The organism is Delftia tsuruhatensis NBRC 16741, from assembly GCF_001571325.1.
Classification (GTDB): domain Bacteria; phylum Pseudomonadota; class Gammaproteobacteria; order Burkholderiales; family Burkholderiaceae_C; genus Comamonas; species Comamonas tsuruhatensis.
Genome location: NZ_BCTO01000025.1, coordinates 58,436 through 72,378, shown reverse-complemented (window position 1 = coordinate 72,378; position 13,943 = coordinate 58,436). Strand labels below are relative to the sequence as shown.

Here is a 13,943-nt window from a genome sequence, read left to right as displayed (position 1 = left end):
GGATGGACTCAGGACTCTTGGGAAATGGAGGATTGGCGCCGCCCGGCTGCGGAAGATCTTCCTGCCGTGCGGGCATGGCGATTCCAGGTGGCGCTCCAGGCGGCCACGCGGGTGTTCAGCCCGGTGACCGTGAGCAGGCCTGCGTGGCCTGCCAGAGGCGACGGCATGACGGGGTGCGTCAGCCACTGGCGCATCTCATGGAACAGGCTGAGCATGAGAGGCGCCCAGGCCGCGCCCATTTGACCAAGCAGTGCTGCCGGGTCCGGGGCTTGCGGCAGGCCACCCTGTGACGCCAGCGCCGCGGAGAGGCTGGCCAGCTCTGCGCCCCGCCACGACGAGCCATCCATGTCTGACCAATAGGAGTGCAGGGCGTTGACCGGCATGTGCGCTGCCTTCAGCGCACCGTGGCTGGCCTCGATCAGTGCGCGGCCATCGGGCAGGGTGTCGCTGTCCAGGCGTGAGCGTGGCTCGTCTGCAAAGAATGGTGGATAGACCGTGACGAAATCTGCAGTGGCCGGCTTGCGGGACAGCCGTACAAAGGCTGCGCCTTCCGAGGCAATGAAGCCTTCGCAGACGCCGTTGACCTTGGCCCAGCGACGCTGGTAGAGCACGTCCGCGATCTCCGTGTCCACGAAGCTGTCCACTCCGCCGATGATCACTTCGGGCACCGAGGGGTTGTCGTGCATGAAACGATAGGCCTGCGACAGCGCATCGGCGCCTGCCACTGCGCCGCCCGGGTAGACCTTGATGGGCAGGAACTCTGCGGCGAGGTCCAGTGCTCGGGGAAGCTCCAGTGCGAATCGGCCGGCGTCTATCCAGCCCGGCAGTTCAGGCAAGGAGTCGGGCAGTGCCACGAAGAGGGGGATGGGCCGCTGCAGCGGCCAGCCTGCGGCAGGCGCCGGCTGGCCGCGCAACGCTTCGTGCAGGGCAGGGGCTGCGAGCCGGATCAGGCGTTCCGTTCCTTTGCAGGCTGCATCAATGGCTTGCACCCGGGATACGGTGGCACGGTGCTCGGCCTGGCCGGTAATGGCCTGCCGGGTAAAGCTCGACTGGCGAGCAAAGAAGCCGCAGCCGGTCTGCCAGGCCCGGGTCCCGATGGGGGTGCATGCACCAGTGGCCGCGATGACGAGAGGGTTCATGGTTGTGCCCTGCCGATGTTGAATGCCGCACGTTCGATCACGGAGGCCGTGCTGCAGGCCAGGGCCTGAACGACGGCCAGATCGTCGGCCTCGATCCACAGCGCTGCGCCCACGCGTGAGAGGTGCTCCAGATAGAGCAGGTGGCGCAAGGGCGCGCCTACCATGGCCACGGCCTCCTGCAGAACCACTTGCGTGCGGGGGCGTCCGAGACGCAGGGCCGGCCCTGACAGAGGAAGTGCGGCCAAAGCGGCGTCGATGGTGGCGGAGCGGCCCGATGCCTCGTGACCCAAGTCAAAGGCAATGTCGGCGGGTTCTCCTGTGAGCAGGGCCGTGGCGTCAGCCAGGGTGCGGCATGCCTCTTCGTCGTCCCAGGCCGTATGGGCAGCGAGCTGGCGAAGCAGGGGAACGTCTCCCACAAGTGAGGCCGCATATACCTGCAGTCCCCAGGGCATTTGGGGATGCCGGCCTTCCCGCAAGGCGCTTGCCAGCGCATGTCCATCCCTGGCGGCCAGCAGGGCCAAGGCCACGGTGGAATGCGGCATCCGGGCCAAAAGAGTGCGTGCCACAGGCGTTTCCTGCCGGCTGCCCATGAGCGCCAGCGCCAGCAAGGCGGCCTGCGCATCGCTGTCTTGTTGCGTGGCTGCGATGGCCTTGGTTTCATCGCCACGCCCGGTGCATCGCCAATCACACAGGGCCGTCAGGCCGCCCGGCAGACCGGATGTCCATGCAGAGATGGCTTGTGAGAATTCGTCGCTGACAGCCGGCCGGGAAATTGCGAGGCGCTGGAGCAACTGTGCCAATGGCGCGCTCTGCCTGTGCTGTCCCTGGGAGAGCAGCCAGGTGAAGTATTCGGCGACGGTGTTGTCGAAGCAAAACCGCATGGCGTTAAATACCGCGTTCGGCTGGGCCTGGAGATGGGCTCCCAGCGTTCGCTCCAGCCCATCGTGAATGTGCTTGCGTTGCAGGTGCAGGGCTTGCAGGCAGGCCAGCGCGAAGATGCGGGAGGGCTCATCCAGGATTTCAGCGCCAGCTGTTTCGATGGCCTGCTGGCAGGCATGGTCCAGCTCGGGTGCGTGCATCAGGTGCTGCTTCAGGCCGCTCAGCGCCTGCACGATGCTGTCGTCGAACACGGCAAATGCGTCGGGGCGCGACGCGGGACGCTGCAGCAAATGGGAGCGGCGCCAGTACTGGGTTACCAGGGTCCGGGCCATGCGCGCTGCCGGCGGGGCCGACACAGGAATGTCGATGGCTCTGGGAATGGGAAGGTCGATGACGGTCATGATGAAAAGAGCCTGGCAGCCCCCTCGGAAAGAGAATGCATGGGGGACAATGCGCCCCAGGAGGAACCCAAGCGATGCTGGACAATCTGACGCCGTTTGCTGCGGAAATACTGCCGGGACATGGCGCCGACGGCACCCTGTGCTCCACCGTGGTGATCAAGGCCACGCTGGATTTCGAAGGGCGCGCGGTGGCCCAGGGCAATGCAGTACCTGTGTTTCGCGGCGATGAGTTCTTTGGCGCGGAGGGACCCATGGGTGTGGTACGCCACGAGGCCGATATCGCTCCGCTCAAGTCTCGGGTGGATGTGCTGTTCAACGGCTATGCCTACGCTCCTGGTGGCAAGCCCGCTGCCCACTTCGATGCGGGTCTGGCCGTGGGCGGTGAAAGCCGCGTCATAAGAGTCTTTGGCAAGCGGGTCTGGCGCCGACGCCTGGGAGTGCTGCCCCTGGCACAGGAGGTGGAGCCCGCCTTGAAAGTCCCTGTTACCTATAACCTTGCCTTCGGGGGAGCGGATGCCGAAAAGCCGGAGGTATTCCACGGAGCCAATCCGATCGGAGCAGGCTTCAGTGCAGGACTGCCCCGGGAGGGCGAGCCCATGCATCAGCTCGAATGGCCTGACGATCCGGTTCGCTCTGCAGTCGACCGGGTTTCGCCGGCCGGCTTCGGCTGCATAGGCCGTAGTTGGTTGCCGCGTCGCGCCCTCTGGGGCAGCTATACGGGCAAGGAGGTTGACGCATCGCCAGGCCTTCTCACGCGCATGCCGGCTTCGTTTGATCCCGCCGCGTGGAATTGCGCCCATCCCCGGATGCAGTTCAGGCGCGAGCAGGTGCAGCCAGGAACGAAGATCGCCTGGATGAACCTGAGCGCGCAGGGCATGGGCACTACCGTCGTGCCTGCGATCCGGCCGCAACTGAGCTGGGTGCTCCGCGGTGAACGTGGCACTGCACGCCCGGAATTCGACACGCTGATCATCGAGCCCGAGCATGGGCACCTGATCCTCATATGGCGACACACGCTTGCCGCGCATGTGCTCAGTGGTCTTGAAAGTGTTCAGATCCATCTCTGAGCCAGCCTTCAATTGATGCGGACTTCGGCCGCGTCCAGATCAAGCAGATCCCGCGCATCTTGCTCAATCGTTAATGCCACCAGGCGAGCAAGCCCCTGGGCCGTGAGTTTCAGCGTGGCCTGCCCGCAGGCCAGCGTGATGCAGTCCTGCGACTGTAGGTGGATGCTCCTTTGTCCCCATGGCGCCGTGGGTGCGGGTGAGAGCACTGCGGTGATCGTGGCACGCCCCGTCGGCTGGACTGCCAGCAAAACCTCGTCTCCCGGAACCAGAACCGGCAGCAGCACGCCCGCAGGCGCTTGCACCGAAAGTGCGGGATCGTGCGTGTACGCCACCAGATAGAGGTCTTGCCCCAGTACCTCGACGACCTGCCCGGCCAGGAGCTGTACGTTGGACGGCAGGCGTTGCGCCTCATCGACGTCGGATGGCTTGGCAGGAAGGCGTTTTTGTGCGATTGCCATGGGATTTCCTTCAAGCGGGGTTGATGTGGCTGTCAGGGGAGGAAACGGTCACCTTGGAGCTGCCGCTGATGGAGATCGTCTGTCCGTTGACCTGCACGGTGCCGTCGCTGGTCATGCGCAACACGGCCTTGCCGCACTTGATTTCGATGGCGTCACCCACGGTGATGGCCATTTCCTTGCCTACCGTGATCGTCTGCACCTCGCCCACGGTGGTGGCGGAGTTCTTGCCGACCGTCGCCGTATGGTTGTCGGCCGTGTCGTCGGTGCGGTTCTTGCCCACGCTGGTGGACTGGTTCTGACCCACTGAAACACTGCGGTTCATGAGCACCGTCGTGCTCTGGCTCAGCCCCACATTCACCACCATGGCCGCGCCCACGTTGACGTTGTAGGCGGCGCCGATGTTCACCATCTTGGCCAGGCCCACGTTCTGCATGTAGGCCAGTCCGATGGTCTCTGTCTTGAAGCTGCCCACCTTGATCGACCAGTTGTTGCCGATCTTGTCCTTCTCGTTGCGGCCTATGGTCTTGCTGCGGTTCTTGCCGATGGAGATGTTCTCGTCGATGCCAACGTCTTCATTGCGGTTGTCGCCGATGCTGATCTTCTCGTCGTGGTCCACCCGCTCCGTGCGGTTGTTGTGCACGGTGATGGTCTCGTCGCGGTCCACGGTCTCGGTGCGGTCGCGGTGGATGACGCTGGTCTCGTCCCGGTCGATGGTCTTGCGCCGGTCGTTGCCCACCCATTTGTCCTCGTCGTTCTCGACTTCGGTGAGCTGGTCCTTCTGCGCGTGCAGCCAAAGCTGCTCTTGCCCAGCCTTGTCCTCGAAGCGGATGGCGTTGGCGTCGCCCTGGCCGTTCTTCGTGCCCGCGCCCGGGGCGCCGCCCTTGCTCGACCGGGTCTTGATGCCCGATTGCGTGGCGTTGGCCGGCAGTGCCCAGGGCGGCATGTTGGCCGCGTTGTATACGCAGCCCATGACGATGGGGTGGTCAGGATCCCCGTTGAGGAAGTCCACGATGACTTCCATGCCGATGCGCGGGATGTGCACGGCGCCAAAGCCCGGCCCGGCCCAGCTGGTGGCCACGCGCATCCAGCAGCTGGAGTTCTCGTTCATGCCGCCGATGCGGTCCCAGTGGAACTGCACCTTGACGCGGCCGTACTGGTCGCACCAGATCTCTTCGCCTGCGGGGCCCACGACGACGGCGGTCTGCGGGCCCGTGGTACGTGGTTTGGCGGTGATGCGCTGGGGCTTGAAGGGAAGGCTGGTGGGCTGGGCCTGGAGCACGAATTTCTGCACCGAGCCTTCGCCGCTGCCGCCGTCGCTGACGCGCGGGTTCTCCTCGAAGGCATAGTCGACCGCCGTGACCAGGTAGGCCTGGTTCTGGTCGCCGCGCGGATAGTTGTCCAGCGTGAAGGTGTAGCCCGGCGCCATGGCGCGGTGGTTGGAGCGGCCCTGCACCGTGCTCTGGCGCGTGAGGCTTTGCTGCAGGCGCACGCGGATGTAGTCCTCGCCGTCGCCGGTCTCGGTGTAGCCGCCCGGCCATTCGTAGATCTCGTAGGCGTCGTGCGCGTGGCCGGGCGGGTTGCGGCGCATGTTGGACAGCTCGGCGCGGGGCTTCTTGAAGTCGTAGTCGTCGTTGTAGTGCCGGCCAGGCTTGACGCGCTGGTGCAGTTCCCAGGCGTGTATGCATTCCTCGCGCGCCACGGCGGCCTTGCCCGGCGGGTGGAAGGGGATGACGGCACCGCCCTGCAGCGGGTCGTGCGAGGCGATGACATCGTCGCCCAATGTCAGCACATGCTGGCCCGCGCTGTGCTGGTGGTAGTAGCAGATGCCCTCGTGCTCCATGAGGCGCGAGACGAACTGGAAGTCCGTCTCGTTGTACTGCACGCAGTACTCCCAGGTGCGGTAGGAGCGCGTCAGGCGCTGCTGCATGGGGTGGCCGTAGATGCCCAGGACCTCGTTGATGATGTCCGGCACGGTTTTGTTCTGGAAGATGCGGAAGTCGCTGCGGCGCGTGGCCAGCCACAGCCAGGGCGACAGGCGTGCGCGGTACAGGAAGTTGCGGTGCTCGTCCTGGCCGCGCATGCCAAAGGCAGTGACCAGGCCGTCGATGTAGCGCTTGCCGCCGTCCTGGGTCTCCACCACCACGGTGGCGCCCTTGCCCAGCAGGGCCTTGGGGTCGATGCTGTCGTCCTCGCTGAGCAGGTCGATCTCCAGGGCGAACAGATGGCTGATTTCCTCGCGACCCTGCAGCCGGCGCAGCTGCAGCTGGTCTGCCAGGGGGGTGTTGATGGTGACTCTGCGTGTCATGGTGTCGGATCTCGCGGTGCTTGGGGTGGAAGAGGGGTCGGGGCTTCAGGCCTGGATGGCAGGGCCTGGGTGCGCCGGTCGATGAAGGGCTTGCATGGGGTGGCTGGAAGGTCCTTTGCTGCTATCGGGCTGCGTACACCAGTCCCGGACGGGCGCCGTCGGCGTCATCCTGGGCGCCATCCATGACAGGGGCGCTGTCGAAGGACTGGCCCAGCGCAACGAACTGGTAGTTGCCGCGCCGGTCGGTGAAAACCGCCAGGCCGTCCGGCGTCAGGGCTACGTTGAACCAGTCGTTGTCTGTTCCGGGCTGGTCCGGGTCCAGCGTGCGGGATTGGCTCCGGGCCAGCACGCTGCCGGCCAGGCTTGCCTGGTTCAACACCCGGGTCTGCCGGCCATCCGCGCCATACAGCCGCAGCTCCCCGGTGGCTTCGACCTTAACTGGCGTAGCGAGGGCAGCCCGCATCTGGTCGGTGCTGGACGAGCAGCCCGCTGCCGGCGCGCTGGCAGCCATGACTGCACAAGTCACGAAACGGGCGGGGTTCAGGTGCGGTGGCATGGCGGCAAGGGCTTGTGGGTCTAGCGCGACGCCTGCGCGGTGCGGCTGCGATCCAGGTGGAGCACGGCGGCGTCCAGCAGCGGGTCGCCACCGGCCTGGATGGAGGCGGTGAAGGCCGCGTCCACGGGCACGCGCAGGCGCGGGGTCACGCCTTGGGCCTGTGCGGCGGGGTTGTTGCCGCCAGCGGGGCCGGTTTCTGCGAGCAGGGGGACTTGCACGATGAAGCCGGCCGGCAGGTGCACGCGCGTGGCGGGGCCGGTGGCGCCAGCCGTGGCGCTGGTGGCGACGATGTCGGCACGTTGGCTGTGCTGCAGCCAGGCGGCGAACAGTTCGCAGGGGCCTGCGCAGCCCGGGCCGGTGAGCACGGCGATGGGGGCCGTGAAGGGCGTGCCCGAGGCGGCCAGCGGCAGCTGGGCCGGCAGGCCCAGGCCGCCACGGCTGCGCCAGACGCGGGCGGCGGGGTCGAACAGGCGCTGGGCGGCGTCCTGCATGCGCAGCGGCTTGTCGCGTGTGTAGAGCGAGGCCAGCATGTGGGGCAGCAGCTGGTAGGCGTCGTCGCCCCGGTGGGCGCGCAGGTCGATGACCAGGCCCGTGACCCTGGCCTGGCTGGCGGCGGCCAGGGCGCCCTCCCAGCGGCTGAGCTGGCCGGTGGCGCCGTCGGCAAAGCTGTCGAGGGCGATGTAGGCCAGGTTGCCGCCCTGGGCGCTGCGCAGCAGGAAGGAGGCGAGGGCGGGCTCGGCCGCAGGCAGGGCCGTGGTTGCGGCGGGGGCGGCGTCCAGGCGCAGGGTTTGCTCCTGGCTGGCCGAGGGTGTGCCCGCTGCGGTGCGCAGGCTCAGCGTGGCGGGCGTGCCCAGGTCCAGTGCCAGCAGGTCGGCGCGGCGGGCGTCGGCACCGGCGCGCAGCGAGGCGGGGGCAATGCGGTCCAGGTAGCGGGTCGGGCTTTCCCCTTCGATGGCGAGGATGTCGCTGCCGGGCTGCAGGCCCGCCTTGGCGGCGGCAGAGCCTGGCGCCACGCCGGTGATGGCGATGCGGCCGTCCTCGCGCAGCCAGGTGCGCGGCATGGGCAGGTTGACGCTGCCGCGTGCCAGCAGCTGCGGGGACAGGCCCCGGTCTGTGCGGGCAGGCCAGGCCTGGCCGCCGGGCAGCAGAACGCGGTACTGGCCGTCGCCCAGGCGCTGGCCCATTTCTGCCAGGGCCTGGGCCTGCGCGGCGCTGTCGCCGCGCTCGGCGGCGGTCTGCAGGCGCTGGCCGTAGTCGGCACGCAGCTTGCCGGCATCAAAGCCGCTGGCAGAGGCCAGCGGGTGGCGCTCGGCAATGAGGCCGATAAGGGCCTGGGCCGCATCGCCCGCGCCCAGGCGGGACAGGTCGATGTCCTGCGCGGGCTGGACGGCGTGGAAGGCCAGGGCGATTTCCCGGGCGCGGTCGAAGCGCAGGCCCTGCGGCTCCAGCGTGACCACGGTGTAGCCGCGCGGCAGGGTGACCATGGGATCGTCGGCGGTGAACAGGCGCCCGTCGGCGCCAAAGCCGGAAGGGAAGCGCTGCGTGGCATCGCTGGCCCAGACCAGCAGCTTGCCGCCCGTGGGCTCCAGGATGTCGCCGCTTTGGCGCGGCCATTCGGTGCGCACCGAGCTGGCGCGCAGCATGGCGTGCTGCTCTATGGCGTCCAGGCTGCGCCGGCCCGCGCGCTGGGGCACGTCGGCATGGACGGACAGGGCGAAGATGCGCACGCCCCGGCCCCCGGGGCGGGCACGGCCGGTGGACAGGTCATAGGTCGTGCCGTCGGGGTCGCCGGGCAGTTCGATGGCCACGCCGGTGCTGTCGCCGCGCGGCAGGGCCAGCCATTGCGACTTGGCCGGCGCCACATGGGCGGCCTGGCGCTGCACGAGGTACGGCCCCTGGTCCATGAGCGCGACCACGGCCTGGCCGCGCCGGGCGCTGTCCGTCCAGGCGTCGCCCAGCACGGCCATGACGCGGCGTGGGCCGCCCTGGTCGTCCTGCACGGGGGCGGCGCCGGAGGGCGGCGACTGTGTCGCCTCGGGCTGGGCCTGGTTGCGGTCCCACCAGGCACGGGCCTCGTTGGCGGCACCGGTGGCCGCGTTGGTGGCCGTGCTGGCCGCGCTGCGGCCGGCCTCCAGCGCCTGCTGGCCGGCCGTGGCGGCGCCCGAGGCCCGCTGCACGGTGTCGGCCGCCTGGCCGATGGCGCCCAGGTCCAGCGCCTGCGCAGCCGGGGCGGCCAGCAGCGCGGCTGCGATCACGGCCGTGGCGGCGCGTGGCAGGCGGTGCCTTCTCATGCCGGCTCCGCAGCGCGGGTGCGCACGTCCAGCGTGAAGTCGTCGCCGCTGGCGCCGGCATGCAGGCTTTGCAGTTCCTGGCCTTGCACGGTGGCCTGCAGGAAGTGGGTAGCCATGCGCGGCAGCAGGTTCTGGGTAAGGATGCCGTCCACCATGCGCGCGCCCGATTCGACCTCGCTGCAGCGGCGGCGCACCAGGTCCACGGCGGCTTCATCGAAGCTGAACTGCGCGCCGTGGCGTTCCTCGATGCGCCGCTGGATGCGCAGCATCTGCAGCCGGATGATCTGCTCCAGCATGGCGTCGGAGATGGGGTAGTAGGGCACCACCGTCAGGCGGCCCAGCAGCGCGGCAGGGAAGGTCTGCAGCAGCGGCTGGCGCACGGCCTGGGCCAGGCCTTCGGGCGTGGGCGCCAGGTCCGGGTCGCGGCACATGCTGGCGATCAGGTCCGAGCCCACGTTGGAGGTCAGGATGATGACGGTGTTCTTGAAGTCGATGTAGCGGCCCTCGCCGTCTTCCATCCAGCCTTTGTCGAAGACCTGGAAGAACATCTCGTGCACGTCGGAGTGGGCCTTCTCGATTTCGTCGAGCAGGACCACGCTGTAGGGGCGGCGGCGCACGGCCTCGGTGAGCACGCCGCCTTCGCCGTAGCCCACGTAGCCGGGCGGCGCGCCCTTGAGGGTGGAGACGGTGTGCGCCTCCTGGAACTCGCTCATGTTGATGGTGATGAGGTTTTGCTCGCCGCCATACAGGGCTTCGGCCAGGGAGAGGGCGGTTTCCGTCTTGCCCACGCCCGAGGGGCCGGCTAGCAGGAACACGCCGATGGGCTTGCCCGGATCGTCCAGCCGCGCGCGCGAGGTCTGGATGCGGCGCGTGATGGCCTCCAGGCCGTGGCGCTGGCCGATGACGCGCTTCTCCAGCGTGTCTGCCAGCGAGAGCACGGACTGCACCTCGTCGCGCACCATGCGGCCCACGGGAATGCCGGTCCACTCGGCCACGACGGCGGCGACCACGCCGGCATCGACCACGGGCTGCAGCAGCGGGGAATCGCCCTGCAGCTCGGCGAACTGGCGGCGCAGCGCTTCCAGCGAGGCCACGCTGGGGGGCTCGGCAGGTTCGGTTGAGGTGGCTTCGGCGGCCGTTTCCGGTGCCGCAGCGGACGGGTCTGCGGCGGCGCCGGTGGAGAAGACGGGCGACTTCAGGCCCATGAGGGCGGCCTCGGTTTCCAGGATGCGGCGGGCCAGCGCGCTTTCCTGGCCAAAGCGTTCGGCCAGCGTGGCCTGGCGCTCGCGCAGGCCGGCCAGGTCGGTTTCCAGCGCCTGCAGGCGCTCGGCCGTGGGCAGGCCGAGGGCGGCCTCGCGCAGCAGCACTTCCTGCTCTACGCCCAGGGCCTCGATGCGGCGCTGCACGGCTTCCAGCTGGGCGGGCGTGGCATGCAGGGCCATGGCCACGCGCGAGCAGGCCGTGTCCAGCAGGCTGACGGCCTTGTCGGGCAGCTGGCGCGAGGGAATGTAGCGGTGCGACAGGCTGACGGCCGCGGCCACGGCGTCGGCCGCAATGCGCACCTGGTGGTGGTTTTCCAGCTTGGCGGCCACGCCGCGCAGCATGTCCACGGCGCGGGGCTCGTCGGGCTCGTGCACCTGCACCAGCTGGAAGCGGCGGGTCAGGGCCGGGTCTTTTTCAATGTATTTCTTGTACTCGGCCCAGGTGGTGGCGCCGATGGTGCGCAGCGTGCCGCGCGCCAGGGCGGGCTTGAGCAGGTTGGCGGCATCGCCCGTGCCGGCCTGGCCGCCCGCGCCCACCAGGGTGTGGACTTCGTCGATGAAGAGCACGATGGGCGTGGTGCTGGACTGCACGGCGTCCAGCAGGCCGCGCAAGCGGTTCTCGAATTCGCCCTTCATGCTGGCGCCGGCCTGCAGCAGGCCGACGTCCAGCACGCGCAGCTCCACGCCCTGCAGCGGCGGCGGCACATCGCCCTGGGCGATGCGCAGGGCCAGGCCCTCGACCACGGCGGTCTTGCCCACGCCGGCCTCGCCCACCAGGATGGGGTTGTTCTGGCGGCGGCGCAGCAGGATGTCCACCATCTGGCGCACTTCGTCATCGCGGCCCGTGACGGGGTCCAGTTCGCCCGCCTTGGCGCGGGCCGTCAGGTCCACCGTGTACTGCTGCAGCGCACCGCCCTGGCCGGGTGCGGCGCCCGTGGCCTGGCTCGCTTCGCCTGGCGTGCCTTCCAGCCCGCTGCCATCGGCCGCGCGCATGCGTGCCTCGGGCGAGTCGGGCAGCAGGCGGGCGAAGGCGTCGCTGAGCGCGGGCTCGGAGATCTTGTCGAATTCGCGCGAGATGGAGCGCAGCTCATTGGCCAGCGAGCGCGTGCGCACCATGCCCGACAGCAGATAGGCGCTGCGGATCTGGCTGTCGTTGAACATCAGCGTGGCATAGACCCAGCCGCGCTCGATGGCGGTCTCTATGTGCACGGAGAAGTCGCTGATCGAGGTGGCGCCGCGCGGCAGCTGGTCCAGGCGGCGCACCACATCGGCGGCCAGGCGGTCGGAGGCGATGTCGAAGTGGCGCAGGATGCGGATCAGGTCGCAATCGTTTTCCTGCAGCAGCTGGTGCAGCCAGTGCACCAGCTCCACATAGGGATTGCCGCGCAGCTTGCAGAACACGGTGGCGCCTTCCAGCGACTTGAACAGCAGCGGGTTGAGCTTGCCGAAGAGGGATTGGCGGCTGATTTCTGTCATGGGTCTTGGGTGCGGAAAAAGAGTGGATGAATGGGGGCCGGGCATGCCGGCTAGCGGCGGGGGCGGACTTCGACCTTGTGGCCCTTGGCCTGGCACTGCGCCAGCAGCCGGTCGACCCAGGCGCGTTCGACGAGGAAGCTGCTGCCGGTGATTTCCTGCGCCGTTTCACGGACGTCGGCGGCGAGGTGGATGGCCTTGGCTTCGGACAAGGCATCGCCATCCCATTGCGCTTCATCCGGCGATGGTTTGGCGGTGAAGCGGCGCTGTCCCAGATTGGCGATCTGGCCGCCTTCCAGCCAGACCATCCAGACCGACGAGCGCGCAGGGACTGCGCTGCGGTTGTGCTGTTGCACGAAGCAAAAGCGCTGGAGGGCTGAAGGCTTTCCGGGGCCAGTCGATGCCTGGCGGCTCTTCAAATAGATACGCAGGGCGGCTGGAGAAGGAATCAGGGATTGCGCCGGACGCGAGAAATCGGAAGCCCGCCCGCTTTCAGGCGCTGCCAGCAAAGGCAGGGCCGATCCCGCCAGGGTGGCCAGCAGACACCTTGCGAGCAGGCGACGGCCTTGCCTGACACGGCATGGGCCGGGAAAGCGGTTGCGTCCGATATGCGGCATGCGGCTATCGGGCAGGAGTCACTTTGATGGTGCGGCCCTTGGCCTTGCACTGCGCCAGCAGCATGTCCACCCAGGCGCGTTCGACGAGGAAGCTGCTGCCGTAGATTTCCTGGGCCGTTTCCCGCACGTCGGTCGCGAGCTTGATGGATTTCATTCTTGCCAGGCTTTCACCATCCGCTTTGGCGTCTTCTTTCGTCAGCGTTTTGGGCGAATAGAGATGCCAGCCCATATTGACGATCTCGCCGCCATTGAGCCAGACCATCCACACGTTCGGCTCGGGATCGGACGGATGGTCGGGACGCTGCTGCACGAAGCAAAAGGTATTGCTCTGGCGGGCTCTTTGGGTTTCCCAGACTTCATCCTTGAACTTCAGGTATTGCCGCAGCGCAGTCATGGACGCGACTCTTTCCTGCGCAGGCCGAGAGTAGTCGGCAGCCGTCGGCTGGGTTTGCTGGCTGCTGATTTCAGCCGGCGATGCTGGTGGCGGCGATGATTCGGAGGCTTGGGCACCTATCAAGCAGGCGCTCACTGCAATGGCAATGGCAAGGCTGGCCATTGGGAAATGGCGATGCGGTTTCAAAGCGCTTGATCCGGTATGGGTTGGTGACATGGAGTGCCCTCCTTGGTTTTCGATGTGTTTGGGGATCAGTCGCGTTTGCGCAGCCGGGAATGTGTGTAGAACATGTTTCTAGCCAGCGCGGCGTGCTGAATGAAGTCGGCACCGGGAGAGCTGGATTTCGCAGTTCTCCAGGCGAACAGGCCTGTGGGGGTAGGGTCTGGCGGCACCGCGCCGGTGGCAACGTCCAGGGCCGCCTGCACAAAGTCCAGATAGGCCTTGCGTTTGGGATGCAGGCCGTTGTTGGCGTTGTCCACATAGTCGCGGAGGTTCTTGGCAATGTCGGGACCCAGCTTCGGATAGACGTTGAAGCCATGGAATTGGACCGATCCCCGGTCATCCGCCATGACGATGTCCTCGACGCTGGTGGCACCGCGGGCCATGAAGTCTTCAGGCTTTCCGCTTTTCAAGCGGTTCTCGATGACTCGGCGCATCCATTGCATTCCGGTTTTCACGTTGTCGAGATTCCAGGCCAGTGAGGTGTCGCCCGGCGAGACGCTTTCCGCCAGGAACAGCCTTGCCAGCATCCCCTCCGTCGTGCTCTCTGCAGGCAGCGAAATGCTCTTCTCCACCTGCACGGTGATGGCTGCGGGCATGACGCTGAGCCCGCTTCCCTGCACCGCCACGATGCTGAGCTTGGTGAGCCCGGGCTGCTGCGCCACGAAGTCGAATTGCCAGCTGTCGGCGCGGGCGTTGTGTACGGGGGGCTGGGCCGCAAGAATGCTGGGCGCATCGATCCTTGCACCCAGCTTGTAGGTCTTGGCGACGGCCTCGATCTTGACGCGCAGGCGGTTGCCTTCGACCAGCGTCAGCGTGGAAGGAACCGGTGCGTTGTGCGGGAACTTGATCTGTACGGTGGGCATGTGTGCGAGGAGGGAA

General features: G+C 67.6%; 11 protein-coding genes. 1 reads left to right on the top strand and 10 read right to left on the bottom strand.

Features of this window, described 5'->3' with window-relative positions; genetic code table 11:
- Window positions 1-8 precede the first annotated feature (8 nt).
- Together DTS01S_RS13725 and DTS01S_RS13720 are read right to left on the bottom strand one after the other, a co-directional pair.
- Window positions 9-1,139: a hypothetical protein gene (locus DTS01S_RS13725; protein ID WP_061287879.1), complete on the bottom strand. Its 1,131-nt coding sequence runs from the start codon at window positions 1,137-1,139 to the stop codon at window positions 9-11.
- Complete coding sequence (locus DTS01S_RS13720) at window positions 1,136-2,419, bottom strand: hypothetical protein (protein WP_061287878.1); 1,284 nt, start codon at window positions 2,417-2,419, stop codon at window positions 1,136-1,138. Before DTS01S_RS13720 ends, DTS01S_RS13725 begins: the two co-directional genes overlap by 4 nt.
- Window positions 2,420-2,493: 74 nt before the next feature.
- Between DTS01S_RS13720 and DTS01S_RS13715 the strand changes: the two genes are divergently transcribed.
- A complete protein-coding gene (locus DTS01S_RS13715; protein WP_061287877.1) occupies window positions 2,494-3,486 on the top strand; it encodes a DUF2169 family type VI secretion system accessory protein in 993 nt (330 codons plus the stop codon).
- A gap of 8 nt (window positions 3,487-3,494) precedes the next feature.
- On the opposite strand, the gene DTS01S_RS13710 is transcribed toward DTS01S_RS13715, so the two are convergent.
- The 8 genes from DTS01S_RS13710 to DTS01S_RS13675 all read right to left on the bottom strand — a co-directional run bounded on the left by DTS01S_RS13710 (window position 3,495) and on the right by DTS01S_RS13675 (window position 13,927).
- The gene (locus DTS01S_RS13710; RefSeq protein ID WP_017405412.1) at window positions 3,495-3,944 is read right to left on the bottom strand and encodes a hypothetical protein; all 450 of its coding nucleotides are present in this window, start codon (window positions 3,942-3,944) and stop codon (window positions 3,495-3,497) included.
- 10 nt (window positions 3,945-3,954) lie between these two features.
- The gene (locus DTS01S_RS13705) at window positions 3,955-6,249 is read right to left on the bottom strand and encodes a type VI secretion system Vgr family protein (RefSeq protein ID WP_061287876.1); all 2,295 of its coding nucleotides are present in this window, start codon (window positions 6,247-6,249) and stop codon (window positions 3,955-3,957) included.
- A gap of 121 nt (window positions 6,250-6,370) precedes the next feature.
- The gene (locus tag DTS01S_RS13700) at window positions 6,371-6,760 is read right to left on the bottom strand and encodes a hypothetical protein (protein ID WP_254787948.1); all 390 of its coding nucleotides are present in this window, start codon (window positions 6,758-6,760) and stop codon (window positions 6,371-6,373) included.
- A 65-nt stretch (window positions 6,761-6,825) separates the two neighbouring features.
- Complete coding sequence (locus DTS01S_RS13695) at window positions 6,826-9,096, bottom strand: S41 family peptidase (RefSeq protein WP_061287875.1); 2,271 nt, start codon at window positions 9,094-9,096, stop codon at window positions 6,826-6,828.
- On the bottom strand, window positions 9,093-11,834 hold the full coding sequence (gene tssH, locus DTS01S_RS13690) for a type VI secretion system ATPase TssH (RefSeq protein ID WP_061287874.1): 2,742 nt from the start codon (window positions 11,832-11,834) through the stop codon (window positions 9,093-9,095). Before tssH ends, DTS01S_RS13695 begins: the two co-directional genes overlap by 4 nt.
- Before the next feature lie 50 nt (window positions 11,835-11,884).
- The gene (locus DTS01S_RS13685; RefSeq protein ID WP_254787947.1) at window positions 11,885-12,340 is read right to left on the bottom strand and encodes a hypothetical protein; all 456 of its coding nucleotides are present in this window, start codon (window positions 12,338-12,340) and stop codon (window positions 11,885-11,887) included.
- Between the two features lie 112 nt (window positions 12,341-12,452).
- Window positions 12,453-13,058, bottom strand: coding sequence for a hypothetical protein (locus DTS01S_RS13680; RefSeq protein WP_254787946.1), 606 nt, complete (start codon window positions 13,056-13,058; stop codon window positions 12,453-12,455).
- A 35-nt stretch (window positions 13,059-13,093) separates the two neighbouring features.
- The gene (locus DTS01S_RS13675; RefSeq protein ID WP_061287872.1) at window positions 13,094-13,927 is read right to left on the bottom strand and encodes a hypothetical protein; all 834 of its coding nucleotides are present in this window, start codon (window positions 13,925-13,927) and stop codon (window positions 13,094-13,096) included.
- Between the last annotated feature and the right edge of the window lie 16 nt (window positions 13,928-13,943).